The sequence below is a fragment of the Curtobacterium sp. MCPF17_047 genome (assembly GCF_003234045.1).
Classification (GTDB): Bacteria; Actinomycetota; Actinomycetes; order Actinomycetales; family Microbacteriaceae; genus Curtobacterium.
This window is the reverse complement of sequence record NZ_QKSF01000006.1, coordinates 1-25,519: the sequence shown is the minus strand read 5'-3', so window position 1 is coordinate 25,519 and position 25,519 is coordinate 1. Positions and strand designations below refer to the sequence as shown.

Below are 25,519 nucleotides of genomic sequence, written 5' to 3'. Positions count from 1 at the left end.
AGACCGTGCTCCGTAGCGTCTCGGGACATGTCCCGGTTCACGCTGTCGCCCCGTGCCGCCCTCCTGCTGGTGGGCGTCGTGGCGGTGCTCGCGCTCGGGGTCGTCGTCGCCGGGTGGTGGGGCGGCGGTCGCGGGGACGAGGAGTCGGAGTCCGGCGTCGCGGTCGTGTCGGGGGCGCCGACGGTCGGTGTCCCGGAGCCGTCGGCGGCCGTGCCCGTCCCGTCGTCGACCGCTGCTCCCACTGCGTCCGCGTCGCCGGCGACCGCAGTGCTCTACGTCGTCGGGGCGGTCGAGCACGCGGGGGTCGTCACGGTGGGCGCCGACGCCCGTGTCGCGGACGCGCTGGCCGCAGCCGGGGGAGCGGTGGCGGACGCCGACCTGTCGCGGCTCAACCTGGCGCGGCCGGTCGTCGACGGCGAGCGGCTGTACGTGCCCCGCGTCGGCGAGACGGACGTCCCGGCCGAGCTGCCCGCGGGCGCGGGTGCTGGTCCCGGTGGCTCGGCCTCCGGGACCACGGGCTCGTCGGGTGCGGGCAGCGGTGCGGGGGCCGTGCCGGACGTCGTGGACCTCAACACCGCAGACGCCGCCGCGCTCGAGACGCTCCCCGGCATCGGGCCGGCGCTGGCGGAACGGATCCTCTCCTGGCGCGACGAGCACGGCGGGTTCCGCTCGGTCGAGGACCTGCTCGAGGTCAGCGGCATCGGCGAGGGCCGGTTCGCCGAGCTGCAGGACCGGGTGCGGGTGTGAGCGGCCCGGTGCTGTCGGCTCCCGCTCGGAGCGCGTCCGGCGCGGCGCACGGCAGCGCGCTGCGGGCGTCGCTGGTCGACCTCCGGCTCGCTGGACCGGTCGCGGTGACGTGGATCGTCGTCGCGGTGCTCGTCGGCGTCCCCCGACTCGCCGGCGGGGTGGCCGTCGGCGCGGTCGTCCTCGGTCTGGCGTCGCTCGGCGTGCTCCTCTGGCGCGGGGTGTCCGTCCTCGTCCGGGCGATCGCGGCACTGGTGCTGACGACGGCCCTGCTGGTCGCCCTGACGGCCGCAGCGGTCACAGCCGGGCAGGTGCACCGCGCCCCGTCGATCGTGCGGCAGACGGCCGGCCACAGCCTGGAGGCCCGTGTCCGGCTCGACCGTGACCTCGCCCCCGCCGACCGGTCCGTGATCGGGACGGTCGAGGCGGTCGTGGTGCGCGCCTCCCGCCAGGACGACCTGCGCGTGCCGGTCCGGCTCGTACCGGCCCGCGACGAACCGCGCCGGACCGTGCTGTCGGCCGGATCGGTCGTCGTCGTCCGCGGACAGCTGCTGGTCGAGGACCCCGGCTCGCCGACCAGCGTCGTGCTCTTCGCCCGCGGAGCCGTCACGCCGCAGGCGGGTCCGACCGGGCTGCTCGGCGCCAGTGCGGTCGCACGGGCGGCGTTCGTCGACGTCACCGCCGACCTGCCGGAGCCGGGTGCGGCGCTCCTCCGCGGGCTGGCGATCGGGGACCGATCCGGGCTCGACGCCGAGACGGAGCAGGCGATGGAGACCTCGGCGCTGACCCACCTCACCGCGGTCTCCGGGTCGAACTGTGCGGTCCTCGTCGGCCTCGTGGTGCTGCTCGGACGTGCGATCGGGGCCCCACGGGCGCTGCGTGCCGCCGTGGCCGTGGTCGTGCTGCTCGGGTTCGTCGTGCTCGTCCGTCCGGACCCGTCGATCACCCGGGCGACCGTGATGGCGATCGTGGTCCTCGTCGTGCACCTGACCGGACGGCCGGTGCGCGGCGTACCGCTGATCGCCCTCGCCGCCGTCGGCATGCTCGTCGTCGATCCGTGGGTGGCCCGCTCGTTCGCCTTCGCGTTGTCGGTGCTCGCGACCACCGGGATCGTGGTCCTCGCTGCGCCCGTGACCGACCTGCTCGCGCGGCGGGTCGGAAGGCCCGTCGCGACCGCGGTCGCGGTGCCGGTCGCCGCGCAGGTCGCCTGCTGGCCGGTCACGATCCCGCTCTCCGCCGCCCTGCCGACGTACGCGGTGCCGGCGAACCTGCTCGCCGAGGTCCTGGCACCGGTCGCCACCGTCGTCGGTCTCGCCGCGTGCCTGCTCGCGCCGGTGTGGCCGGTCGGTGCCGGGCTGCTCGCGACCGTCGGTTGGGTGCCCGCTGCCGGGATCGGACTCGTCGCACACGGGGCCGCCAGCCTGCCGGCCGCGTCGGCACCGTGGCCGTCCGGGGCGGGCGGGGTCATCGCCGCCGTGGTCGTGAGCGCCGCCCTCGCGGTCGGGGTGCTCGTCCGCCGACGTCCGCGTCGGGTGGCGCTCGGAGTGGCCGTGCTCGTGCTCGCCGGGGGAGTCGGGTCGGTCGCGGTGCCCGCGGTCCTCGTCCGCGACAGCGTCCCGACCGGATGGACCGTCGCGATGTGCGACGTCGGGCAGGGCGACGCCACCCTGCTCCGGAGCGGTGGACGCACGGCGCTCGTCGACACCGGGGACGATGCCGAGCGTCTGGTCTCCTGTCTGGCCCTCCTCGGCGTCGACCGGATCGACCTGCTCGTCCTGACCCACTTCGACCGCGACCATGTCGGCGCCGTGGCCTCGGTCGCGACACGGGTGGAGACCGCCCTGGTCGGCCCGGTCGGCCGGCCCGCGGACGACCGGGTGGTCCGGGAGCTCCGGAGCGCGGGGGTGGTGGTCCGGCAGGCAGCCGATCGGACCAGCGGCGTGCTCGGGGACCTCCGCTGGCGGGTGCTGTGGCCGCCGGACGGCGACGAGCGTGCGGGCAACGCGGCGAGCATCGTCCTCCGGGTCGATCCTGCGTGGGAGCGACCCTGCCCCGGGTGCGTCAGCGCGGTGCTCCTCGGCGACCTGGGCGAGGACGCACAGCGTCGGCTGCTGCGGACCGCGCCGCCGGAGACGCTGACGCCCGTGGACGTGGTGAAGGTCGCGCACCACGGGTCCGCGGACCAGGACCCGGAGCTCTACCGACAGCTCGCGGCCCGGGTCGGCCTGATCGGGGTCGGTGCGGACAACGACTACGGGCACCCGACGCCGAGCGCCCTGCAGATGCTCGCCGCCGCCGGGACGGTGGCGTACCGCACGGACCGGTCGGGGACGGTCGTGGTGCGCGGCGAGAGCGACGATCCGGGCGCGGAGGCCGGGGCGGACTCCGGTGCGCAGAGCCGGGCACCGGTCGCGGTGTGGACCGAGCGCGACGCCGGGGCGTCGGCTGCCGCCCGTAGGATCGGTGCGACGCCGACCGGCACGGCGCCGCCGATGCACCGGCCCGGCCGTCGTCGTCGCCCAGCACCACCGGAAGGACCCGCATGCCCGCCAAGAAGCCCGCGCGCGCCGCAGCGAAGATCGACCAGATCCCGTGGTCGGCGATCCGCCCGGCCCCGGTCGTCCTGGTCACCGGGGCCGAGACGTTCCTGGCGGAGCGGGCGATCGGCATGCTCCGCGACCTGCTCGTCGGCGAGGACCCGGCGCTCGAGGTGCACGACCTCGAAGCGGACCAGTACGCCCCAGGGCTGCTGTCGACGCTGGCGAGCCCGTCCCTCTTCGGCGAACCCCGACTCGTCCGCGTCACGAACGTCGAGAAGTGCACCGACGCCTTCATCACCGAGACGATCTCGTACCTGCAGAACCCGGCCGACGACGTCACCCTGGTGCTCCGGCACGGTGGGGGAGTCCGGGGCAAGAAGCTCCTCGACACGATCCGCAGCGGGGTCGGTGGCGGCATCGAGGTGCAGTGCGACGAGATCAAGCGCGACACCGACCGGATCGACTTCGTCAACGCCGAGTTCCGCGCTGCCCGTCGGAAGATCGCACCCTCCGCCGTCCGGACCCTGGTGGCGGCGTTCGCCGACGACCTCGCCGAACTCGCCGCCGCCTGCCGACAGCTCCTGGCCGACGAGGCCGCGGAGATCACCGACCGGACCGTCGACAAGTACTACGGCGGCCGGGTCGAGACGAACGCGTTCAAGGTCGCCGACATCGCCCTGGCCGGACGGTCCGCACCGGCGATCGTCGAACTCCGGCACGCGCTGGCGACCGGAGAGGCGCCCGTACCGATCGTCGCCGCGTTCGCGAGCAAGATCCGCACGATGGCGAAGGTCAGTTCCTTCCGCGGGTCGAGCGGGCAGGCGGCCTCGGCGCTCGGCATGGCGCCGTGGCAGGTCCAGCGTGCCCAGCGGGACGTCGCCGGGTGGAGTGAAGCAGGCCTCGCGAACGCGATCACGAGCATCGCGGCCGCCGACGCCGCGGTGAAGGGCGGGTCCCGCGACGCCCACTTCGCGCTCGAGGTGATGGTCCGCACCATCGCACGACGCGGCGAGGAGCGCTGACCGGCACGGGCCTCCCGGCCGTCGGCGGAGCCGCTCCTGGGGGCGCTCCGCTGCCGGCGTGTGCGATGACGCCCGTCCGGTGCCCGGCCGCGCCCGTCGGGTGTCCGGCCGGTGTCCGGCCGCGCCCGTGGTTCCGATCGGCTTCGCCCAACCGGATCCGGATCGAACCGCGGCATCTCGCGGTTCGGAGTGGTTGCTGTTGGGCGCAGCCGGTGGGCACCCGATTCGCCGCGGCCAGCGCCCGGGTCGGCGAGGCGGCGCGAACGCCTGCTGTGCTGTCGGTGCCCGGCCGCACCCTGCGGTTCCGATCGGCTCCGCCCAACCGGGTCCGGATCGAACCGCGGCATCCCGCGGTTCGGAGTGGTTGCTGTTGGGCGCAGCCGAACGGCACCGGCCACCGCGGCAACCCGCGGCACCGGCCCGCGGCCCCGCACGCGGCCTGCCCCGGCCCCGCACCCGGGAACGACGAAGGCCCCGCACCGAACGGTGCAGGGCCTCCGAGACGGTCAGACGCTCAGATCAGAGCGCGGAGACCTTCTTCGCGATGGCCGACTTGCGGTTCGCGGCCTGGTTCTTGTGGATGACACCCTTGCTCACGGCCTTGTCGAGCTTCTTCGACGCGAGCGACAGGGCGGCAACGGCCTTGTCCTTGTCGCCCGTGGCAATCGCCTCGTTGGTGTGGCGGATGTACGTCTTGAGCTCCGACTTGTACGCCTTGTTGCGGTCGGTGGCCTTCTGGTTGGTCTTGATGCGCTTGAGCTGCGACTTGATGTTCGCCATGCGTGTTGCTCCTGGTTTCGTCTCGGACGGGTGGTTGCGATCCCGGGTAGAGGGGCCCTTCGTCGCATCGCGTTCCACCCGTGGGCGACGGAACGCGTAAGCCAGCGACTGACGTTACCAGGTCGACCCGTCCGGACCAAAGCCCGACACGGGCCGCGCGGCGCCGAGACGGGCACGTGATCCCGAGCGGATACGGTGTCGGCATGCCGTCCCTCGCACCCCGCATCGACACCGTCCCACCGTCGGGCATCCGCCGGGTGTTCGAGCAGGCGGCCCTCCTCGACGACGTGACGATGCTCGTGATCGGCGAGCCGGACGTCCCCGTCGCCAAGCACATCGGCGACGCCGCTCGTCGTGCGTGGGCCGAGGACCGCACCGACTACGGGCCGAACGGCGGCATCCCGCAGCTGCGTCAGGCGATCCAGGACAAGCTCCGCCGCGAGAACCGGATGGACGTGGACCTCGAGCAGGTCTGGGTCACCGTCGGTGCGACGCAGGCGCTGTTCACGGCGATGACGCTCGTGCTCTCGCCCGGTGACGAGGTCCTGGTGCCGGACCCCGGCTACACGACCTTCACGATGAACGCCCACATCATCGGCGCGGACCCGGTGCCGTACCAGCTGTCGCCGGCGCACGGGTTCGAGCCCGACCTCGCCGCCCTGGAGGCGCGGATCACCGACCGCACGCGCGCCATCATCGTGAACTCCCCGTCCAACCCCCTCGGCACCGTCTTCGGCGAGCAGACGCTGCGCGACCTGTTGGCGCTGGCGAAGCGCCACGACCTCTGGGTGATCAGCGACGAGGTCTACGAGTACTTCACCTACGGCACCCGCCACGTCAGCCTGGCGTCCCTCGACGAGGACGACCGCGTCTTCTCGGCGTTCTCGCTGAGCAAGACGTACGCGATGACCGGCGTGCGGGTCGGCTACCTCGTCACGCCGAAGGGCCTCGGCCCGACGATGCGGACCGTCCAGGAGTCGATCATCAGCTGTGTCGCGGAGCCCGACCAGTGGGCGGCCCTCGCGGCGATCGTCGGCGACCACTCGTCGGTGCAGGATGCCCGCGAGCACTACCGCGAGAACCTCGAGGTCGCGACAGGGGTCCTGGACGCCGCCGGCATCCGCTACCTCGACCCGCGAGGAGCGTTCTACCTGTGGATCGACGTCTCGCACGCGGCCAGGGGCGACGTCGCGGAGTGGGCCCTGGCGTTCCTCCAGCGCGAGCGGGTGGCGGTCGCCCCGGGCAGCGCGTTCGGCCGGACGGGTGAGGGGTGGATCCGGGTGTGCCTCGCGGCGTCCGCGGAGGACCTGCGCCGGGGACTCGGTGCGCTGCCGGTCCCGACCGCGGGCACGCACGCGACGGACGCCTGACCAGAGCCGTACCCGCCCGGTGCGCGCTGTCGAGGCGTGAGCATGGGACAATCGACGGACCGTCCGACCCACCCCGAGGAACCGTGAGCCCACAAGCATCTGCGCCGCTCGAGCCCGCCTCGACACCGGCCGCCGCGATCCGCAACTTCTGCATCATCGCGCACATCGACCACGGCAAGTCCACGCTGGCCGACCGCATGCTGTCGATCACCGGCATCGTCGAGGACCGGGCGATGCGCGCGCAGTACCTCGACCGGATGGACATCGAGCGTGAGCGCGGCATCACCATCAAGTCGCAGGCCGTCCGCATGCCCTGGGAGCTCGACGGCGAGACCTTCGCGCTGAACATGATCGACACCCCCGGGCACGTCGACTTCTCGTACGAGGTCTCTCGCTCCCTGGCCGCGTGCGAGGGAGCGATCCTGCTCGTCGACGCCGCGCAGGGCATCGAGGCCCAGACGCTCGCGAACCTGTACCTGGCGCTCGAGAACGACCTCGAGATCATCCCGGTCCTCAACAAGATCGACCTGCCGGCCGCCGAGCCGGAGAAGTACGCGGCCGAGCTCGCGCAGCTCATCGGCGGCAAGCCGGAGGACGTCCTGCGGGTCTCCGGCAAGACCGGCGAGGGTGTGGCCGAACTGCTCGACCGGGTCGTCCGCACCGTGCCCGCTCCCGTCGGCACGGTCGACGCCGCACCCCGCGCGATGATCTTCGACTCGGTGTACGACAGCTACCGCGGTGTCGTGACCTACGTGCGCATGATCGACGGCTCGATCAAGCCGCGCGAGAAGGTCCAGATGATGTCGACCAAGTCGACGCACGAGATCCTGGAGATCGGGGTGTCGAGCCCGGAGCCGACCCCGACCAAGGGGCTCTCCGTCGGCGAGGTCGGGTACCTCATCACCGGCGTGAAGGACGTCCGCCAGTCCAAGGTCGGCGACACGGTCACGAGCGCGCAGCGTCCGGCGACCGAGGCCCTGGCCGGCTACACGGACCCGAAGCCGATGGTCTTCTCGGGCCTGTACCCGATCGACGGCAGCGACTACCCGGTGCTCCGCGAAGCGCTCGACAAGCTCAAGCTCTCCGACGCGGCCCTGGTCTACGAGCCGGAGACGTCTGTCGCGCTGGGCTTCGGCTTCCGCTGCGGGTTCCTCGGCCTGCTGCACCTCGAGATCATCACCGAGCGGCTGCGGCGCGAGTTCGACCTCGACCTCATCACCACCGCCCCGAGCGTGGTCTACGAGGTCACGACCGAGGACAACGAGGTCACCGAGGTCACGAACCCGTCCGAGTTCCCGACCGGCCGCATCCTCGAGGTCCGCGAGCCGATGGTCCGCGCCGCGATCCTGGCGCCCAAGGACTACGTCGGCGCGATCATGGAGCTCTGCCAGCAGCGTCGCGGCTCACTGCTCGGTATGGAGTACCTCGGCGAGGACCGGGTCGAGATCCGCTACGAGATGCCCCTCGGCGAGATCGTGTTCGACTTCTTCGACCAGCTGAAGAGCAAGACACAGGGCTACGCCAGCCTGGACTACGAGCCCGTCGGTGACCAGGCCGCCGACCTCGTGAAGGTCGACATCCTGCTGCAGGGTGACCAGGTCGACGCGTTCAGCGCCATCGTGCACCGCGAGAAGGCGTACGCCTACGGCACGCTGATGACCGAGCGACTGCGCAAGCTCATCCCGCGCCAGCAGTTCGAGGTCCCGATCCAGGCCGCGATCGGCGCCCGCATCATCGCCCGTGAGAGCATCCGTGCCATGCGCAAGGACGTCCTGGCGAAGTGCTACGGCGGTGACATCACCCGCAAGCGCAAGCTCCTCGAGAAGCAGAAGGAGGGCAAGAAGCGCATGAAGACGATCGGTCGGGTCGAGGTCCCGCAGGAGGCCTTCATCGCCGCACTCTCCGGCGACGTGGAAGAGAAGAAGAAGTGAGCCGCGGACACCAGCACCGCACGGCGTTGACGTACGGCGCCGTCGGGGCGACCCAGGCGTCGGACCTCATGACGTACCCGCCGGAGGGCTTCGTACCCGCCGAGTCGCGCGCCCGCATCGGGCACGGCGACCAGCGCTTCGAGACCGCCGTCATGCAGACACTCACCTGGCAGATCCAGGAGCGCAGCGGGATGGGCGTCCGAGTCGAGGACACGCCCGAGGACGACGAGGTCCGCTACAACCCGGTCACGTTCGACGAGCAGGGCGTCCCGATCGCCCCCGCCTCGATCGGCACGCCGCGGGTGGAGAAGACCACGCCTGACGGCACCCCGCTGATCACGGCGGGCACCACGGCGACGCTGACGATGCACGCCTTCGGGCAGACCGTCCAGGCGCCGGTGCGGGTCGTCGCGATCATCGACGAGCGCGACCGCAAGGGCTTCGCGTACGGCACGCTCGACGGCCACCCGCTCTCGGGTGAGGAGTCCTTCGTCGTCGAGCGGACCCCGGACGGCTCGGTCTGGCTGCAGGTCCGCCAGTTCTCGCAGCCGGCCAGCCGCAAGTGGCGCTTCGTCGCGCCGCTGCTGCGCCGCCAGCAGCGGGTGATGGCGGAGAAGTACCTGGCCGCCCTGCGCGGCGACTGACCCGACGGCGTGACCGGTCCCGGCGACCGGTCACCTGCCTCCCGGCCGGGAGGCCCGCCCCGCGCCCGACAGGCAGCGACGCGCCCAACAGGCAGCCCCGCGCCGACGCGCCCGACAGGCAGCGACGCGCCCGACAGGCGGCCCCGCGCCGACGCGCCCGACAAGCAGCAACCGGGCCGCCCGGCAGCCGCGCGCCCGACCGGGACCCGCAGGCAGACCACCGGTCTGCTCAGGCGAGCGGCGCCAGGCCCGCGATCGCGTCCTCGATGAGCCCCGCGTCCTGGACGCAGTCCCGCGCCACGGCCACCGCGCTCGTCCCCTGGAGCGCCGCCACGTCGTACGCGCCGGTCGCGACCGCCACGAACGGGATCCCGACCGCATCCGCTGCCTCGCCGTCGCGCGGGGTGTCCCCGACGATGACCGCCCGGGTGCCGGACAGGGCTGCGGCGGCGACGGCGGTGATGCCCGCGCGCTCGACCTCGGTGTCGCCGAAGTACGAGTGCTCCCAGTCGAAGACGTCGACGTCGAAGCCCGCGCCGAACAGTTTGACGCGAGCGCGGTACGCGGAGTTGCCGGTGAGCAGGCCGTTCCGCCAGCCGAGGTCGGCGAAGCGTCGGACCAGGTCGATCGCGCCGGGTGCCGGGGTGCGTCGATCGCCGGAGCGGTGCCGTTCCTCGGACAGGTCGCGGAGGTGTCCGCTGACGGTGGGGACCAGGTCGTCGTCCAGGTGGTGCGCGCGGACGTGCTCGACGATGATGCCGGCGTCGGTCCGACCGTGCTGGTGGCCGACGAGCTGCGGGAGGTCGCGGCCGAGCGCTCGTTCGAGCGCCAGGTGGTACAGGTTCCCCGGTGACGCGGCGTTGCGCACGAGGGTGCCGTCGATGTCCCAGAGGACCGTGGTGGTGACCGGATGGTGCTCCATGCCGTCCATGATGACGGACAATGGACTCCATGCCGAGTGCTCTCCCGATCGCCGATCCCGCTCCGTCGGACGGACTGGTCGAACCGGCACCCGGAGCGGGTCAGGTGCCGTTCGGCGTCTACGTCCACGTGCCCTTCTGCCGGGTGCGGTGTGGGTACTGCGACTTCAACACGTACACGGCCTCCGAGCTCCGCGGAGTCCGGCGTGACGACTACGCCGGCCACGCCCTCCGTGAGATCGCGTTCGCGGACCAGGTGCTCGAGCGCTCCGGCGTCCCGCGGCGGCCGGTCTCGACGGTGTTCTTCGGCGGCGGCACCCCGACGATGCTGCCGGCGTCCGACCTGGCGATGATCCTGCGGGCGATCGACGACACGTGGGGGATCCTGCCCGGTGCCGAGGTCACGACCGAGGCCAACCCGGACTCCGTCGACGCCGAGTCGATCGCGACGCTGCAGCGCGCCGGGTTCACCCGGATGAGCTACGGCATGCAGTCGGCGGTGCCGCACGTGCTGGCGACCCTCGACCGCACGCACGACCCCGAGCGGGTGCCGGTGGTCGTCGACCTCGCGAAGCAGCAGGGCCTCGACGTCAGCCTGGACCTCATCTACTCGACGCCGGGGGAGTCGCTCGACGACTGGCGCACCTCGCTCGACGCGGCGATCGCCTGCGCGCCGGACCACGTGTCCGCCTACTCGCTCATCGTCGAGGACGGGACCGCGATGGGCCGTGCCGTGTCCCGCGGCGAGTTGCCCGCCCCGGACGACGACCTTGCGGCGGACATGTACGAGCTCGCCGACCAGGTGCTCCGTGACGCGGGCTACGACTGGTATGAGGTCTCGAACTGGTCGCGCGGCCCCGGACACGCCAGTCGGCACAACCTGTCCTACTGGAAGGGCCACGACTGGTGGGGCATCGGCCCGGGCGCGCACTCCGCCGTCGCCGGCACCCGCTGGTGGAACGTCAAGCACCCGGCCGCCTACGCGAACAAGGTGCTGCAGGACGTGTCCCCGGCGGCCGGGCGCGAGAGACTGGACGACGAGACGAGGTACGTCGAGCGCGTGCTGCTCGCCGCGCGGGTGCGCGGTGAGCTGCGCATCGACGAGCTCCGCCAGGAGGCCCGGAGCCGCGTCGCCGGGCTCATCGCCCGTGGTCTCGTGGACGGCCGGGCAGCGCTCGGCGGGACGCTGGAACTGACCCTGCCGGGACGGCTGCTCGCCGACGCCGTGGTCCGCGACCTGCTCGATTGACCGGTCGGTCCTGCCTGCCCGTGCTCGCTACTGCTTGATGAACTCGATCGTGAGCGGGTACCGGTAGAACTGCCCCTGGTTCGCAGCGAGGGCGGCCAGGATGCCGAACACGATCGACACGATCCCGGTGGCGGTGATCACGAGGAACCCGATGCCGAGCACCGACGTCAGGATGCCGGCGAAGTAGGCGATGGCCATCGTGATGTGGAAGTTCAGTGCCGCCCGGGTGTGCTCCCGGACGAAGTTGCCGCGGTCCCGCAGGACGAGGTAGGCGATGACCGGCACCAGGACGTTCGAGAAGATCCCGCCGACGTGCGTCAGGGTCGCCCAGAGGCGCTGGTCCTCGGGGGTCATCGGCTGCGGGGGCTGGTGACCGGTCGGGTACTGCTGCCCGGGCTGCTGCCCGCCGCCGTACTGCCCACCCGGGTACTGCCCGCCGGGGTACTGCCCGCCGGGCTGCTTCCCGCCCGGGTACTGGTCGCCCGGGCCGCCGGGTCCGTGTCCGTCGCTCATGCCCGCAGCGTACCGATCGACCGGTGGGGAAGTCCCGTCCCGTCGGCGGTCGGGCGTAGGATCAGCACTCGGCACCTGAGAGTGCCAGCCGGACGGATCGACACGAGCGGAGGGAACCGATGGTCAGCGAACGGAGCCTCGAGGTCCTCAAGGCGATCGTGCGCGACTACGTCGCCTCGCGCGAACCCGTCGGCTCGAAGACCATCGTCGAGCGCCACGCCTTCGGGGTCAGCGCCGCCACGATCCGCAACGACATGGCCCAGCTCGAGGACGAGCAGCTCATCACCGCCCCGCACACCTCCTCCGGCCGGGTGCCGACGGACAAGGGGTACCGGGTCTTCGTCGACCACCTGGCGGCCGCCCGTCCGCTCTCCGGCGCGCAGCGGCAGGCGATCGAGACCTTCCTCGGCGCCTCGAACGACCTCGACGACGTCCTCACCCGCACCGTCCGGCTGCTCAGCCAGTTGACGAACCAGGTCGCGCTCGTGCAGTACCCGACGATGGGCCACGCGCGTGTCCAGCACGTCGAACTCGTCCGGCTCGCGGACAACCGGTTGATGGTGGTCCTCATCACCGACACCGCCCGGGTCGAGCAGCGCGTGATCGAGACGGACGTCCCGTTCGACGAGTCCGCGCTCTCCGAACTCCGCACCCTCGTCAACGGCGCGACCGTGGGCCTGCTGCTGCAGGACGCTCCGCAGGCGCTCCGTGCGATCCCCGGCCAACTCCGACCCGCGGTCCAGCCGCTCGCCGGCGTCGTGGTCGCGAGCCTGGTCGAGCAGGTCGCCGCCAACCGTCAGGACCGCCTGCTGATGGCGGGTGCCGCCAACCTGGCGAAGAGCGAGCAGGACTTCTCCGGCGGGCTCTTCCCCGTGCTCGAGGCGATCGAGGAACAGGTCACCCTGCTCCGGTTGTTCGGCGAGATGCAGGTCGACGACATCGCCGTGGCAGCGAGCATCGGGCGTGAGAACGCCGAGTACGGTCTCGACGCCACGAGCATCGTCGCCGGCGGCTACCTGGCCGCCCGCGGTGAGATCGCCCGACTGGGCGTCCTCGGTCCGACCAGGATGGACTACGGCACGAACATGGCCGCGGTCCGCGCGGTCGCCCGCTACCTGTCCCGGCTGCTCGGCGAGAACTGACCGCCGGACACCCCCCACCCCGTCCACCCACGCACCCCCTGAGGAACACTTGGCAGACCACTACGACGTCCTCGGCGTCCCGCGCGACGCCTCCGACGCCGACATCAAGAAGGCGTACCGGCGGCTCGCTCGCGAACTGCACCCGGACGTGAACCCGAGCCCCGACGCCGCTGAGCGCTTCAAGGACGTCACCCACGCGTACGACGTCCTCAGCGACCCGGAACAGCGCCGTCGCTTCGACGCCGGCCCGCAGGACGGCGGGTTCGGTGCCGGCGCCGGCGGTTTCAGCGACATCTTCGACGCCTTCTTCGGCGGCGGCGGTGGCGGTGGTGGCCGGGGGACCGGTCCCCGCAGCCGTGCCGAGCGTGGCGGCGACGCCCTGCTCCGGCTCGAGGTGGACCTGGACGAGGTCGTCTTCGGCACGCACAAGGACCTCGAGGTCGACACCGCCGTGCTCTGCGACACGTGCGGCGGCTCCTGCTGCGCGCCCGGCACGAGCCCGCAGACGTGCGACATCTGCGGCGGGACCGGCCACATCCAGCGCCAGGTCCGCTCGCTCCTCGGCAACGTCGTGACCAGCGCTCCGTGTGGCACCTGCCGCGGCTACGGCACGGTCATCCCGAACCCGTGCCCCACCTGTCAGGGTCAGGGCCGCGTCCGCGCCCGTCGCACCGTTCCGGTGGATGTGCCCGCCGGCGTCGACTCGGGCCTCCGCCTGCAGATGCCCGGCCAGGGCGAGGTCGGCCCGGCCGGTGGACCCGCCGGTGACCTGTACCTCGAGGTCCGCGTCCGCCACCACGACGTCTTCAGCCGTGACGGAGACGACCTCCTCGCGACGCTCGAGGTCCCGATGACCGACGCCATCCTCGGTGCGACGACCACGATCGACGGCCTGGACGGTCCGGTCGAGCTCGAGCTCCGTCCGGGCGTGCAGAGCGCCGACGTCCTGGTCATCAAGGACCGCGGCGTCACGAAGCTCCGCGGCTCGGGCCGCGGTGACCTCAAGGTCGGCATCCAGGTCGTCACCCCGAGCAAGCTCTCGCACAAGGAGCGGCAGCTGGTCGAACAGCTCGCGAAGTCCCACAAGGCCGGTGCCCCGCAGCTGTCCCGCTTCCAGCAGGGCATGTTCGGGAAGCTCCGCGACCGGTTCTTCAACTTCTGATGGCCTCGCTCTACCTCGTCGACACGCTCGACGGCGTCGCGGTGGGCGGCCAGGTGTCGCTCGAGGGCGCCGAGGGGCGCCACGCCGTGACGGTCTCGCGTGTCCGGGTCGGGGAGGAGCTCCGGATCTCGGACGGACGCGGCACCGTGGTCGCCGGCACGGTCGCCTCGGTCGGCAAGGACTCGCTCCTGCTCACCGTCGCGACCGTCGGCGTCGAACCGGCTCCGCGTCCGTCCCTGACCCTCGTGCAGGCGCTCGCCAAGGGCGGCCGCGACGAGATGGCTGTGCAGGCCGCGACCGAGATCGGTGTCGACCGGGTCGTGCCGTGGGCAGCCGCGCGCAGCGTCTCGCGCTGGGACGGCCCGAAGGTCGAGAAGGGCCGTGCCCGGTGGGCGGCCATCGCGCACGAGGCAGCGAAACAGGCGGTGCGCTCGCGTGTCCCCGACGTGGTGGCGCCGGTGACGACGGCGCAGCTCGCGGGCGGCGCGGGAGCGGCAGCACCGGCGGACGGCCAGGAGGCCCGCCGGCAGCTGGTCCTGCTCGAACCGACCGCCTCGGTGCGGCTCGCCACCTGGGAGCCGCCGACCGACGTCGACGAGATCGCCCTGGTGGTCGGGCCGGAGGGTGGGATCGAGCCGTCGGAGCTCGAGCGTCTCGAATCGGCCGGCGCGGTGCGGGTGCGACTCGGCGACACCGTGCTGCGGACCTCCACCGCCGGACCGGCGGCCCTGGCCGTCCTGCAGTCGCGGCTCGGACGCTGGTGACTCCGTCCGGCGTGGATCGGAGCACCGGAGACATCGGGAAGGCGCGGCGTCGGTCGCGCGTTCTACGATGGTGCCCATGACCAGCACCGAGCCCAGCGTCTTCACGAAGATCGTCACGCGCGAGATCCCGGCGACCATCGTCGCCGAGGACGACCGTGTCATCGCCTTCGAGGACAATGCGCCCAAGGCCCCCGTGCACGTGCTCGTCGTCCCGAAGACCCAGGCGTACGCGAACGTGGGCGAGCTCGCGGCCGCCGACCCCGACCTGCTCGCGCACGTCGTCACGACGGCGCAGCGCATCGCCGACGAACGCGCCGGCGGCCAGTTCCGACTCGTGTTCAACACCGGCGAAGCCGCCGGCCAGACCGTGTTCCACGTGCACGCGCACGTACTCGCAGGAGACCTGCAGGAAGGCACCCTTGCCAGCTGACGAACCAGCCACCACCGAGCCGGACTCCGTCTCGACCTCCGAACTCACCGTCGACGGCATCGCCATGGTGCAGTTGCTCGGCCCGCAGGACCGCCTGCTGAAGACCGTCGAGCGCCAGTACCCGTCCGTCCGCGTCCTGGTGCGCGGCAACCAGGTCACGCTGTCCGGACCGGAGCGCGACGTCACGCGTGCCCGGGCCCTGGTCGACGAGCTCGTCGGCATGGTCCGGCGTGGGCAGGACATCGGGCAGTCGGACATCCCGACCTCGGCGCGCATCATCGACGAAGAGCGCAGCCCGTCCAACGTGTTCGGCACCCCGATCGTCTCGAGCCGCGGCAAGTCGGTGCGCCCGAAGACCGACGGGCAGCGTGCGTACGTCGACGCCATCGACGAGAACACGATCACGTTCGGCATCGGTCCGGCCGGTACCGGCAAGACCTACCTGGCGATGGCGAAGGCCGTCCAGGCCCTGCAGCGACGCGAGGTCTCGCGCATCATCCTCACCCGTCCCGCGGTCGAGGCCGGCGAGCGGCTCGGGTTCCTCCCCGGCACGCTCACCGACAAGATCGACCCGTACCTCCGCCCGCTGTACGACGCGCTCAACGAGATGATGGACCCCGAGCTGGTCCCGAAGCTCCTGGCCGCCGGCACGGTCGAGGTCGCCCCGCTCGCCTACATGCGCGGCCGGACGCTCAACGACTCGTTCGTCGTCCTCGACGAGGCGCAGAACACCACGCCCGAGCAGATGAAGATGTTCCTGACGCGACTGGGCTTCGGTTCGAAGATGGTGATCACGGGGGACATCACCCAGGTCGACCTGCCGGGCAACGTCTCCGGCCTGCGCCTGGTGACCCGGATCCTGCAGGACGTCGACGACATCCACTTCGCCCGCCTCGGCAGCGAGGACGTGGTACGCCACACCCTGGTCGGCCGGATCGTCGACGCCTACACCGTCTACGACGAGGAACGACTCGTCGAGCAGGCCGCGAAACGCCCCCACCAGCAGGACGACCGCCGAGGAGGCACCCGGTGAGCATCGAGCTCAACAACGAGTCCGGTGTGGCGGTGGACGAGGACGTCGTGCAGCGCCTCGCCGCCTTCGCACTCGACGCCATGCACGTGCACGCGGACGCCGAACTCGCGATCGTCTTCGTCGACGAGGGCGCGATGGAGCAGCTGCACATCCGGTGGATGGACGAGCCCGGCCCGACCGACGTCCTGAGCTTCCCGATGGACGAACTCCGTCCGGGAACCGAGGACGAGCCGACGCCCGCCGGGCTCCTCGGCGACATCGTGGTCTGCCCGCAGGTCGCCGAGGAGCAGGCGAAGACCGCCGGCCACTCGACGCTCGACGAGATCCTGCTGCTGACGTGCCACGGCATCCTGCACCTGCTCGGCTTCGACCACGCCGAGCCGGAGGAGAAGGCCGAGATGTTCGGTCTGCAGGGCGAGATCCTGACCGCCTTCGCCGCAGCGCGTCGGGGGCGGTGACCGCAGTGCTGCTCGTCGCCGGACTGCTCGCGGTGGCGTTCCTGCTGGTGGTCCTCGGCGGACTGCTCGCGGCCGCCGACTCCGCGCTGTCGGTCCTCTCGCGCGCCGACCTCGAGGAGATCGCCCGCGGCAGCAAGCGCCGCCGTGCGATCGAGGCCCTGGCGGACGACCCGGGTGCGCACGTCAACGCGCTGAACTTCTTCCGGGTGCTCGCCGAGACGGCCGCCGCGGTGCTCGTGACGATCGCCCTCGTGACGGTGTTCGACACGTGGTGGGTCGCCCTGATCGTGTCCGCGGCCGTGATGACCGCGGTGTCGTTCGTGCTCGTCGGGTCCAGCCCGCGCAGCGTCGGACGCGCCCATGCCGAGGGCATCATCGCCGCCACCGGCGGGTTGGTCCGCGGGGTCCGCATCGTGCTCGGGCCGCTCGCCGGCCTCCTCGTCGCGATCGGTGACCGGGTCACCCCGGGCCGCGTCCGCAGTGCGTCCAGCGTCTCGAGCGAGGAGCAGCTGCTCTCGCTGGTCGACGAAGCCACCGAGAGCAACGTGCTCGAGGCGGACGACCGCGAACTCATCCACTCGGTCTTCGCGTTCAGCGACACCCTGGTGCGCGAGGTCATGGTGCCCCGGACCGACATGGTCACCGCGGACGCCGCCGACACGATCGCGGCGGTCATGGAGCAGTTCCTGGCCACCGGCGTGTCCCGCATGCCGGTCATCGGCCGGGACAGCGACGACGTGCTCGGGGTGGCGTACCTGCGCGACGTGGCCCGGGGCCTCTACGAGCGCCCCGAGGTCGGTGTCCGCCCGGTGCGCACGATGCTCCGGCCGGCCGAGTTCCTGCCGGAGTCGAAGCCCGCCGACGAGACCCTGCGGCACATGCAGCTCGCGAAGAACCACCTGGTGCTCGTGGTCGACGAGTACGGCGGCGTCGCGGGCCTCGTCACGATGGAGGACCTCATCGAGGAACTCGTCGGTGACATCTCGGACGAGTACGACCGCGCCGTGGTCGACCGCGCGGAGATCGAACCGGGGCGTTGGCGCATCTCGGCTCGACTGCCCATCGACGAGCTCGGTGACCTGTTCGGCATCGAACTCGACGACGACGACGTCGACACCGCCGGTGGCCTGCTCACGAAGGAGCTCGGGCACCTGCCCTCCGCCGGGGACGCCGTCACGGTGTCCGGGGTCCTGCTCACCGCGGACCGTGTCGAGGGCAAGCGCCGACACCTCATCACCGTGGTCGCCGAACGGACCGCCGACCTCGCGTCCGCCGAGCACGCCTTCGGCGACTCCGACCACTCCACGACGGGAACACGAACCACATGACCGACTCCGGACCCGACACCGCGCCCGACGCGACGACCCCCTACCGCGCGGGCTTCGTCTCCTTCGTCGGTCGCCCGAACGTCGGCAAGTCGACGCTGACCAACGCCCTGGTCGGCCAGAAGGTCGCGATCACCTCGTCAAAGCCGCAGACCACCCGGCGGGCCATCCGCGGCATCGTCCACCGTCCGCACGGGCAGGTCATCGTCGTCGACACCCCCGGTGTGCACCGCCCGCGGACCCTCCTCGGCGAGCGACTCAACGACCTCGTCCAGTCCACGCTCGGCGACGTCGACGTGATCGGGTTCTGCGTGCCCGCGAACGAACCGATCGGGCCGGGCGACCGCTTCATCAACGACACCCTCGACCAGTACCCCCGGGCGAAGAAGGTCGCGATCGTCACGAAGATCGACCGCTCCGGCAAGGAGAAGATCGCCGAGCAGCTGCTCGCGGTGTCCCGGCTCCGCGATTGGGACGCGATCATCCCGACCTCCGGCACCGAGGGGCTGCAGCTCGAGGACCTCCTCGACGAGGTCGTGTCGCTGCTGCCGGAGTCACCGCAGCTGTACGACGACCTCGCCGTCACCGAGGAGACCGACGAAGAGCGGGTCGGCGAGCTCATCCGCGAGGCCGCGCTCGAGGGCGTCCGTGACGAGCTGCCGCACTCGTTGGCCGTCGTCATCGAGGACATGGTCGAGCCCGACGCCGACGACGACCCGAACGGCCCCCTGCGCATCTTCGCCAACCTGTTCGTCGAGCGGGACAGCCAGAAGTCGATCGTCATCGGTCACAAGGGCAGCCGACTCAAGGACGTCGGCACCCGCGCCCGTGTGGAGATCGAGGGCCTGCTCGGTCGTCACGTCTACCTGAACATCCGCGTGAAGGTCGCCAAGGAGTGGCAGCGCGACCCGAAGCAGCTCGGCCGACTGGGGTTCTGACCCGGGTCATCCCACGGTCGGACGCGCCGAGCAGGCGCGCGCCGTACCGTGGGGTGGTGTTCCGTCCCGTCCTCCGCACCCAGCTCGTCGTCGACATCGGTACGGCGGTCCTGCTCGGCGCGCTCGTCGCGATCCTGTCGGCGCAGGGGGTCGACGACGTCGCGGCACTCGTCACGACCGCGGTCCTGTCCCTGGCGCTCGCCCTGCGCCGGGTCGCGCCGGGGCTCGCCCTCGGGATCGCCTGGGTCGGTGCCGTCGTCCAGATGGCGACGATGCAGACCGCCGGGATGGCCGACCTGTTCATCTCCGGAGTGCTCTACACCACGAGCGTCTACGGCACCCGGCGCATCCGGATCGCCGGCCTGGTCTCCGCGATCGTGGGCTCGGTCGTCGCCGGCACCTACATGGGCTTCCGTATCTACGGCGTACCGGGCGTCGGTGGCCCGGAGACCCTGAACGAGGCCGTGCAGTACGGCGCGATGCTGTTCGTCGTCGTCCTGGCGGTCCTGCTGCTGCCCTGGCTCGCCGGCCTGGCCGTCCGGGCCCGCCGCTCTGCGCGGATGAGCCGGGAGGCGCAGCTCCTCGCCGAACGGGACGCCGCGCGGGCAGACCGGAACGTCGCGATCGAGCAGGAGCGCGTCCGGATCGCCCGCGACATGCACGACATCGTGGCGCACTCGCTCGCGGTCGTGATCGCCCAGGCCGACGGCGCCCGGTACGCTCTCCGCGCCGACCCGGCCGTCGCCGACGAGGCCCTCGACACGATCGGCTCGACCGCCCGACGCGCGCTCGGGGACGTCCGCGAGCTGCTCGGCGCACTGCGGCACGAGCAGGGCACCGCTCCGACGCCGGACGTCGACGACATCGAGCGGCTCGTCGGGCAGATGCGCGACGTGGGGCTCGAGGTGCAGGTGGAGCGTGAGGGCGACCCGTCCACCCTGCCGACCACGACGCAGCTCGCCGTGTACCGGATCGTGCAGGAGAGCCTGACGAACGCGTACAAGCACGGGGCTCCCGGCTCGACCGTCCGTGCCCGGTTGACCTACCGCCCGGACACCGTCGAGATCGACGTGGTGAACCGCCGCTCGGAGGACGACCGACCCGGCCCGGGCACCGGTCACGGACTCGTGGGGATGCGCGAGCGTGCCACGATGTCCGGCGGGAGCATGACGGCCGGACCCCGGGGCGACGACTTCGCAGTGGCGGTCCGGATGCCCGCCCAGCCGTCGACCGGGCAGATGCCCCGGAACACGATCCCGACCCGATGACGACGAGCAGGCGATGACCGACATGAGCACGAACACGAGCACTCCCGACGCGGCGCGCATCCGCGTCGCCCTGGTCGACGACCAGGCGCTGTTCCGCACCGGCATCCGGATGCTGATCAGCTCCCAGCCGGACCTGCAGTTCGTGGGAGAGGCCGGCGACGGCGCCGAGGGCATCGAGCTCGTCCGCCGGAACCGCCCGGACGTCGTGCTCATGGACATCCGGATGCCCGTGAAGGACGGCATCAGCGCCACCGCAGACATCGTCTCGAGCGGCTCCGACGCAAAGGTGCTCGTCCTCACCACGTTCGACTTCGACGAGGCGGCCGCGAAGGCCATCCGTGCCGGGGCGAGCGGCTTCGTGCTCAAGGACGCCGACCCGGAGTTCCTGCTCGCGGCGATCCGGACCGTGCATGCCGGCACGACGGTGTTCGCCGCCTCCGCGACCCGCGAGCTGCTCCGCCGGTACGAGGACCCGGCCGACCTGCGGTCGACGGTGCCCCCGGCCTTCGCCGGCCTGACCCCGCGAGAGCGCGAGATCTTCGACCTCGCAGCGCGGGGGCTCAGCAACGCCGAGATCGCGGCCCACGAGTACGTCAGCGAAGCGACCGTGAAGACCCACATCTCGCGGGTCCTCACGAAGCTCGAGCTGCGCGACCGGGTGCGGCTCGTCGTGTTCGCGCACGAGCACGGCCTCGTCACCAGGGGCGACTGAGACATCATCCGCCAGAGGGAGATCGGCCGCGGATCCGCACCGATGGGATGACGGACGCGCGCCGGTCGACGGACGCGGTACGGGCCTCCCGGACGCGATCGTGGGGTCATGACCAGCCACGACCCGATCATCCGTCTCGACCACGTGTCCAAGCACTACGGCGACGCCGCGCGCCGGGTGACCGCCCTCGACGACGTCAGCGTCGACATCGGCGCCGGCGAGTTCACCGCCGTGATGGGCCCCTCCGGTTCCGGCAAGTCGACGCTCATGCACGTCGCCGCCGGTCTCGACCAGGTGTCCGCCGGTCACATCACGATCGACGGGACCGACATCACCGGCCTCCGCGACCGCGAGCTCACCGAACTCCGTCGCCGTCGGCTCGGCTTCGTGTTCCAGTCGTTCAACCTCGTCCCGACGCTCGACGTCAGCGAGAACATCCGGCTGCCGTTCCTGCTCGGCGGGCACAAGCTGGACCGCGAGGAGTCGGCGTGGATCGACCGTCTGGTCGAGATGCTCGGGCTCGGCAACCGGCTCACGCACCGCCCGCACGAGCTGTCCGGCGGACAGCAGCAGCGGGTCGCGATCGCTCGGGCGCTCGCCTCGCGCCCGGCCGTCGTCGTCGCCGACGAACCGACCGGTGCACTCGACTCCCGCACCGGACGCGACGTGCTCGCCATCCTCCGCGGCGCCGTCGAGGAGTGGGGCCAGAGCGTCGTGATGGTGACGCACGACCCCGTCGCCGCCGCCAACGCCGACCGGATCCTGTTCCTCGCCGACGGCCGCGTCGTCGACGACCGGCCACGCATGGGTGCCGCCGAGATCTCCGCCACGATGCTCGGCATGGAGGCGGCAGCGTGAACGGCACCGTGGACGGCGTCCGGCAGTTCGCGCCGACGATCCTCGTCGCAGCGCTCGGCACGACCTTCGGGTCCGCGCTCGTCATCGCCCCGGGCATCGTCGCCGAGGCGATGGCCGCCACGGGGCTCGACGACCTCCGATCGGTCAAGTCGGTCCTCTCGGTGATCGGCTGGCTGTTCCTCGGCATCGCCCTGTACGTCGGTGCGATCGTCACCGCCAACACCTGTGCGACGCTCATCGCCGGCCAGACCCGCGTGATCGCCCTGCAACGGCTCGTCGGCGCGACCGGTGCCTCGCTCCGGGCACGGATCACGCGGACCGGGCTCGTCGTCGGCCTGCTCGGCGGCGTCATCGGCGCGGTGGTCGGCACCGGGCTCTCGGCGGTGTTCGTCGCCGTGCTCCGCGGGAACGGGTTCCTGCCCGATCGCTCGTACACCGTGCTGCCCTGGGAGCTCGTGCTGCCGGTCGTCGCTGTCGTCCTCGCCACCTGGGGTGCGTTCGCAGCGGGTTCGCGACGCGTGCTCACGGTGACCCCGCTGCAGGCGCTCTCCTCGAGCGTCGAGGTCAGCCACGAAGACGTCCGTTCCGGCACCGCGCGCAAGGTCTGGGCGGTCATCCTGATGTCCGGGGGAGCGCTGCTCGCGCTGCTCGGGCTGGCGCTCAGCGGCACCACGCCGGTCGCCGTCTTCCCGGCAGCGCTCGGCGGGTTCGTGTCCTTCGCCGGGGTCTCCGTCGGCGCCACGATCGTGATGCCGCCGGTCCTGCAGGCCATCGGGCGCGTCGGGTCCGCCGACCCGGTCGTCCTGCTCGCGGGGCGGAACGCGATGCGCGCGCCGGCGCGGTCCGCGCGTGCCACGATCGGCCTCGTCATCGGCGTGACCCTGCTCGTCACCTTCGCGGTCGCGCTCGGGATCATGCAGCACGTCACCGAGTCCACCCTCTCGGGCCAGAGCGGGATCACGCCCGCCATGCTCGAGCAGCAGCGCACCTTCTTCGCACAGCTCAACGCCGTGGTCAGCGTCGTGGTCGGCTTCTCCGCCGTGATCGCCGGCGTCGGGGTCGTCAACGCGCTCGCCCTCGGCGTCCTGCAGCGCCGCCGGGAACTCGGACTGCTGCGCGTCCTCGGTCTGACCGGGGCGCAGGTCCGCCGGATGATCGTCACCGAGGCCGTCCAGATGGTCGTCGCCGCCGTGGTCACCGGACTCGTGCTCGGCACGTTCTACGGCTGGCTGGGCGGGCAGACGCTGCTCGGGATCCTGGGCTCGGTGGTCACGCCGGTCCTGCCGCCGCTGACGATCGCGATCGTGGTCGTCGGAGCCCTGGTCCTCGCGGTCGTCGCGACGGTCGCGCCCGTGCGCCGCGCGATGCGCGTCCCGCCGACGGAAGCGCTCGCGGTGGACTGACGCGGTCGCGGTCGGTGACGACGGGAGAGACGGGAGAGACGGGAAGGACGGGAAGGACGGGAGGGACGGACGGACGGGAGGCGCGGTGCCAGCCGGCACCGCGCCTCCCGTCCGTTCGTGCTCCCGTCACACTGTGCGCCACCCGGGCCCCACGGTGCTACCGTGAACCCGATGTACTCGGCACTCCTCCTCCTTCGTCGCCGCGACGAGGCCTGACAACCGGCCCACCTCGTCGCGGAGTCCGTCGTGGCCGCACCGCAACCACACCGACGAAAGCGAACCGATGCAGAACGCGCAGCGCCCCTCCGGGATGCCGATCCACAAGTACGTCCCCTTCTCCGAGCAGATCACCGTCGACCTGCCCGACCGCACCTGGCCGACCAAGCAGATCGACCGTGCGCCGCGCTGGTGCGCCGTCGACCTGCGTGACGGCAACCAGGCGCTCATCGACCCGATGGACGCCGATCGCAAGCGAGCGATGTTCGACCTGCTCGTGCGCATGGGCTACAAGGAGATCGAGGTCGGGTTCCCCAGCGCATCGCAGACCGACTTCGACTTCGTCCGCAGCCTGATCGACGAGGACGCGATCCCCGACGACGTCACGATCCAGGTCCTGACCCAGGCCCGCGAGCACCTCATCGACCGCACGTACGAGGCGATCGACGGGGCGAAGCAGGCCATCGTGCACCTCTACAACTCGACGAGCATCGTGCAGCGCGAGGTCGTCTTCCGCACCGACGTGCAGGGTGTCGTCGACATCGCCGTCGCCGGAGCGCACATGTGCAAGGCGGCGGAGGGCCGGCTGCAGCACGACACGACGGTCTACTACGAGTACTCGCCGGAGTCCTACACGGGCACCGAGCTCGAGGTCGCGGTGCAGATCTGCAACGCCGTGCTCGAGGTCTTCACGCCGACGCCCGAGCGCAAGGTCATCATCAACCTGCCCGCGACCGTCGAGATGGCGACGCCGAACGTCTACGCCGACTCGATCGAGTGGATGTCGCGGAACCTCGCGCACCGCGAGGACGTCATCCTGTCGCTGCACCCGCACAACGACCGCGGGACCGCCGTCGCCGCTGCCGAGCTGGGGTACATGGCCGGTGCCGACCGCATCGAGGGGTGCCTGTTCGGCAACGGTGAGCGGACCGGCAACGTCGACCTCGTCGCCCTGGGCATGAACCTGTTCACGCAGGGCATCGACCCGGAGATCGACTTCTCGGACATCGACCAGGTCAAGCGCACCGTCGAGTACTGCAATCAGCTGCCGGTGCCGGAGCGCCAGCCGTGGGCGGGCGACCTCGTCTACACGGCGTTCAGCGGCTCGCACCAGGACGCCATCAAGAAGGGGCTCGAGGCCCTCGAGGCCCGTGCAGCCGCCGAGGGTGTCGGCGTCGACGACGTCGTCTGGGCGGTGCCGTACCTGCCGGTCGACCCGAAGGACATCGGCCGCTCGTACGAGGCCGTCATCCGCGTCAACTCGCAGTCCGGCAAGGGCGGCGTCGCGTACCTGCTGAAGACGGACCACGCGCTCGACCTGCCCCGCAAGCTGCAGATCGAGTTCAGCGGTGTCGTGCAGCAGCGCACCGACGCCGAGGGTGGCGAGTTCACCTCCGACCGGATCTGGGACCTGTTCCACGACGAGTACCTGCCCGCCCACGTCGACGACGACAAGTGGGGCCGGTACGAGATCACGAAGACCGCCACGTCGAGCGACTTCGACGGCACGACCAAGCTGTCGGTCGCGATGCGCGTCGACGAGGGATCGATCACGTCCGAGGCCGTCGGCACCGGTCCGATCGACGCGTTCCTCACGGTGATGAAGGAGCAGGGCGTCGCGGTCACGCTGTACGACTACTCGGAGCACACGATGAGCGCCTCGGGTGACGCGCAGGCGGCGTCCTACGTCGAGCTCGACGTCGACGGCGTCCGGCTGTGGGGCGTCGGGATCGACGCCGACATCGCGACGGCCTCGCTCAAGGCGATCGTCTCCGCGGTCAACCGTGCGGTGCGCGCGGGCGCCGCCTCGGGCGCGCCGGAGCTCGTCTCCGCCTGACCCGACCCGACCTGACCCGAGCCGGGACGGGAGGCGCGGTGCGGGCCCGCACCGCGCCTCCCGTCCGTTCCGTGGTCGCCGCCAGCGTCGAGGTCGCACGTCCTGCCGTCCGGACGCCGCCGCGGCGGCAGTTCCCGCGACCTCGGCGATCACCACGCGGCGGGTCGTGCGACCTCGGCGACCTGTGCGACCTCGGCGAGCGGGCGAGCGGGCGAACGGGCGAGCGGGCGGGGGTGTCGGCGGCGCGGGGGATACTGGGG

At 71.8% G+C, this 25,519-nt stretch carries 22 protein-coding genes and 1 pseudogene; 20 read left to right on the top strand and 3 right to left on the bottom strand.

All coding sequences use genetic code 11. The annotated features are described in order from the left end of the window. Positions 1 to 27: 27 nt before the first annotated feature. From DEJ33_RS07635 to holA, 3 genes and pseudogenes are all read left to right on the top strand, one after another. A complete protein-coding gene (locus tag DEJ33_RS07635; RefSeq protein ID WP_111194637.1) occupies positions 28 to 747 on the top strand; it encodes a ComEA family DNA-binding protein in 720 nt (239 codons plus the stop codon). After that, positions 744 to 2,567 (top strand): annotated as a pseudogene (locus DEJ33_RS17750) (ComEC/Rec2 family competence protein); the annotation flags it as partial. The gene DEJ33_RS07635 and the pseudogene DEJ33_RS17750, both read left to right, overlap by 4 nt. Positions 2,568 to 3,286: 719 nt before the next feature. Next, positions 3,287 to 4,306, top strand: coding sequence for a DNA polymerase III subunit delta (holA, locus tag DEJ33_RS07615; RefSeq protein ID WP_111077597.1), 1,020 nt, complete (start codon positions 3,287 to 3,289; stop codon positions 4,304 to 4,306). Positions 4,307 to 4,825: 519 nt separating this feature from the next. On the opposite strand, the gene rpsT is transcribed toward holA, so the two are convergent. Then, positions 4,826 to 5,086 (bottom strand): 30S ribosomal protein S20, encoded by a 261-nt coding sequence (rpsT, locus tag DEJ33_RS07610; RefSeq protein WP_110903137.1) that lies wholly within the window; start codon positions 5,084 to 5,086, stop codon positions 4,826 to 4,828. Positions 5,087 to 5,289: 203 nt separating this feature from the next. Between rpsT and DEJ33_RS07605 the strand changes: the two genes are divergently transcribed. The 3 genes from DEJ33_RS07605 to DEJ33_RS07595 all read left to right on the top strand — a co-directional run bounded on the left by DEJ33_RS07605 (position 5,290) and on the right by DEJ33_RS07595 (position 9,031). Next, positions 5,290 to 6,456, top strand: a complete 1,167-nt coding sequence (locus DEJ33_RS07605; protein ID WP_111194735.1) for a pyridoxal phosphate-dependent aminotransferase — start codon at positions 5,290 to 5,292, stop codon at positions 6,454 to 6,456. Positions 6,457 to 6,539: 83 nt separating this feature from the next. Continuing rightward, positions 6,540 to 8,387: a translation elongation factor 4 gene (lepA, locus tag DEJ33_RS07600; RefSeq protein ID WP_111077596.1), complete on the top strand. Its 1,848-nt coding sequence runs from the start codon at positions 6,540 to 6,542 to the stop codon at positions 8,385 to 8,387. Next, positions 8,384 to 9,031 (top strand): DUF1990 family protein, encoded by a 648-nt coding sequence (locus DEJ33_RS07595; protein WP_258378120.1) that lies wholly within the window; start codon positions 8,384 to 8,386, stop codon positions 9,029 to 9,031. The genes lepA and DEJ33_RS07595 overlap by 4 nt, the downstream gene beginning before the upstream one ends. A 229-nt stretch (positions 9,032 to 9,260) precedes the next feature. Here DEJ33_RS07595 and DEJ33_RS07590 read toward each other — a convergent pair whose 3' ends face one another. Further along, positions 9,261 to 9,953, bottom strand: coding sequence for an HAD family hydrolase (locus tag DEJ33_RS07590; protein ID WP_181437271.1), 693 nt, complete (start codon positions 9,951 to 9,953; stop codon positions 9,261 to 9,263). 29 nt (positions 9,954 to 9,982) lie between these two features. Between DEJ33_RS07590 and hemW the strand changes: the two genes are divergently transcribed. Beyond that, complete coding sequence (gene hemW / locus DEJ33_RS07585; protein WP_111194733.1) at positions 9,983 to 11,200, top strand: radical SAM family heme chaperone HemW; 1,218 nt, start codon at positions 9,983 to 9,985, stop codon at positions 11,198 to 11,200. Between the two features lie 27 nt (positions 11,201 to 11,227). Here hemW and DEJ33_RS07580 read toward each other — a convergent pair whose 3' ends face one another. Further along, positions 11,228 to 11,713: a DUF4870 domain-containing protein gene (locus tag DEJ33_RS07580; RefSeq protein ID WP_258374604.1), complete on the bottom strand. Its 486-nt coding sequence runs from the start codon at positions 11,711 to 11,713 to the stop codon at positions 11,228 to 11,230. Between the two features lie 119 nt (positions 11,714 to 11,832). On the opposite strand from DEJ33_RS07580, the gene hrcA reads away from it, so the two are divergent. The 13 genes from hrcA (at position 11,833) to leuA (ending at position 25,259) form a co-directional block, all read left to right on the top strand. After that, entirely contained in the window at positions 11,833 to 12,855 is a 1,023-nt protein-coding gene (gene hrcA, locus DEJ33_RS07575) for a heat-inducible transcriptional repressor HrcA (protein ID WP_111077594.1), read from the top strand. Between the two features lie 49 nt (positions 12,856 to 12,904). After that, the gene (gene dnaJ / locus DEJ33_RS07570) at positions 12,905 to 14,017 is read left to right on the top strand and encodes a molecular chaperone DnaJ (RefSeq protein ID WP_111077593.1); all 1,113 of its coding nucleotides are present in this window, start codon (positions 12,905 to 12,907) and stop codon (positions 14,015 to 14,017) included. Continuing rightward, positions 14,017 to 14,781 carry a 16S rRNA (uracil(1498)-N(3))-methyltransferase gene (locus DEJ33_RS07565; RefSeq protein ID WP_111194635.1) on the top strand — a complete coding sequence of 255 codons (765 nt, stop codon included), beginning with the start codon at positions 14,017 to 14,019 and terminating at the stop codon, positions 14,779 to 14,781. The genes dnaJ and DEJ33_RS07565 overlap by 1 nt, the downstream gene beginning before the upstream one ends. Before the next feature lie 76 nt (positions 14,782 to 14,857). Beyond that, positions 14,858 to 15,211: a histidine triad nucleotide-binding protein gene (locus tag DEJ33_RS07560; RefSeq protein WP_110903144.1), complete on the top strand. Its 354-nt coding sequence runs from the start codon at positions 14,858 to 14,860 to the stop codon at positions 15,209 to 15,211. After that, positions 15,201 to 16,244 carry a PhoH family protein gene (locus DEJ33_RS07555; RefSeq protein ID WP_375334558.1) on the top strand — a complete coding sequence of 348 codons (1,044 nt, stop codon included), beginning with the start codon at positions 15,201 to 15,203 and terminating at the stop codon, positions 16,242 to 16,244. The genes DEJ33_RS07560 and DEJ33_RS07555 overlap by 11 nt, the downstream gene beginning before the upstream one ends. After that, positions 16,241 to 16,702, top strand: coding sequence for an rRNA maturation RNase YbeY (gene ybeY, locus DEJ33_RS07550; protein WP_110903145.1), 462 nt, complete (start codon positions 16,241 to 16,243; stop codon positions 16,700 to 16,702). Before DEJ33_RS07555 ends, ybeY begins: the two co-directional genes overlap by 4 nt. Positions 16,703 to 16,707: 5 nt before the next feature. Beyond that, positions 16,708 to 18,030: a hemolysin family protein gene (locus tag DEJ33_RS07545; protein WP_111194634.1), complete on the top strand. Its 1,323-nt coding sequence runs from the start codon at positions 16,708 to 16,710 to the stop codon at positions 18,028 to 18,030. Further along, positions 18,027 to 18,965, top strand: a complete 939-nt coding sequence (gene era, locus DEJ33_RS07540) for a GTPase Era (RefSeq protein ID WP_111194633.1) — start codon at positions 18,027 to 18,029, stop codon at positions 18,963 to 18,965. The genes DEJ33_RS07545 and era overlap by 4 nt, the downstream gene beginning before the upstream one ends. 56 nt (positions 18,966 to 19,021) lie before the next feature. After that, positions 19,022 to 20,233 carry a sensor histidine kinase gene (locus tag DEJ33_RS07535; protein WP_146242560.1) on the top strand — a complete coding sequence of 404 codons (1,212 nt, stop codon included), beginning with the start codon at positions 19,022 to 19,024 and terminating at the stop codon, positions 20,231 to 20,233. Between the two features lie 13 nt (positions 20,234 to 20,246). Then, positions 20,247 to 20,945 (top strand): response regulator transcription factor, encoded by a 699-nt coding sequence (locus tag DEJ33_RS07530; RefSeq protein WP_258374730.1) that lies wholly within the window; start codon positions 20,247 to 20,249, stop codon positions 20,943 to 20,945. 108 nt (positions 20,946 to 21,053) lie between these two features. After that, positions 21,054 to 21,803, top strand: a complete 750-nt coding sequence (locus DEJ33_RS07525) for an ABC transporter ATP-binding protein (RefSeq protein ID WP_111194631.1) — start codon at positions 21,054 to 21,056, stop codon at positions 21,801 to 21,803. Then, a complete protein-coding gene (locus tag DEJ33_RS07520; RefSeq protein ID WP_111194630.1) occupies positions 21,800 to 23,206 on the top strand; it encodes an ABC transporter permease in 1,407 nt (468 codons plus the stop codon). Before DEJ33_RS07525 ends, DEJ33_RS07520 begins: the two co-directional genes overlap by 4 nt. A 283-nt stretch (positions 23,207 to 23,489) precedes the next feature. After that, complete coding sequence (leuA, locus tag DEJ33_RS07515) at positions 23,490 to 25,259, top strand: 2-isopropylmalate synthase (RefSeq protein WP_111194629.1); 1,770 nt, start codon at positions 23,490 to 23,492, stop codon at positions 25,257 to 25,259. The last annotated feature ends 260 nt before the right edge of the window (positions 25,260 to 25,519 follow it).

What these genes read in the sequence shown, in the direction of transcription:
- DEJ33_RS07580 (WP_258374604.1), bottom strand. Translation starts at nt 11,713, where the DNA reads ATGAGCGACGGACACGGACCCGGCGGCCCGGGCGACCAGTACCCGGGC.
- era (WP_111194633.1), top strand. Translation starts at nt 18,027, where the DNA reads ATGACCGACTCCGGACCCGACACCGCGCCCGACGCGACGACCCCCTAC.
- leuA (WP_111194629.1), top strand. Translation starts at nt 23,490, where the DNA reads ATGCAGAACGCGCAGCGCCCCTCCGGGATGCCGATCCACAAGTACGTC.
- DEJ33_RS07530 (WP_258374730.1), top strand. Translation starts at nt 20,247, where the DNA reads ATGACCGACATGAGCACGAACACGAGCACTCCCGACGCGGCGCGCATC.
- holA (WP_111077597.1), top strand. Translation starts at nt 3,287, where the DNA reads ATGCCCGCCAAGAAGCCCGCGCGCGCCGCAGCGAAGATCGACCAGATC.
- hrcA (WP_111077594.1), top strand. Translation starts at nt 11,833, where the DNA reads ATGGTCAGCGAACGGAGCCTCGAGGTCCTCAAGGCGATCGTGCGCGAC.
- DEJ33_RS07590 (WP_181437271.1), bottom strand. Translation starts at nt 9,953, where the DNA reads ATGGAGCACCATCCGGTCACCACCACGGTCCTCTGGGACATCGACGGC.
- DEJ33_RS07560 (WP_110903144.1), top strand. Translation starts at nt 14,858, where the DNA reads ATGACCAGCACCGAGCCCAGCGTCTTCACGAAGATCGTCACGCGCGAG.
- DEJ33_RS07565 (WP_111194635.1), top strand. Translation starts at nt 14,017, where the DNA reads ATGGCCTCGCTCTACCTCGTCGACACGCTCGACGGCGTCGCGGTGGGC.
- DEJ33_RS07605 (WP_111194735.1), top strand. Translation starts at nt 5,290, where the DNA reads ATGCCGTCCCTCGCACCCCGCATCGACACCGTCCCACCGTCGGGCATC.
- DEJ33_RS07525 (WP_111194631.1), top strand. Translation starts at nt 21,054, where the DNA reads ATGACCAGCCACGACCCGATCATCCGTCTCGACCACGTGTCCAAGCAC.
- hemW (WP_111194733.1), top strand. Translation starts at nt 9,983, where the DNA reads ATGCCGAGTGCTCTCCCGATCGCCGATCCCGCTCCGTCGGACGGACTG.
- DEJ33_RS07635 (WP_111194637.1), top strand. Translation starts at nt 28, where the DNA reads ATGTCCCGGTTCACGCTGTCGCCCCGTGCCGCCCTCCTGCTGGTGGGC.
- rpsT (WP_110903137.1), bottom strand. Translation starts at nt 5,086, where the DNA reads ATGGCGAACATCAAGTCGCAGCTCAAGCGCATCAAGACCAACCAGAAG.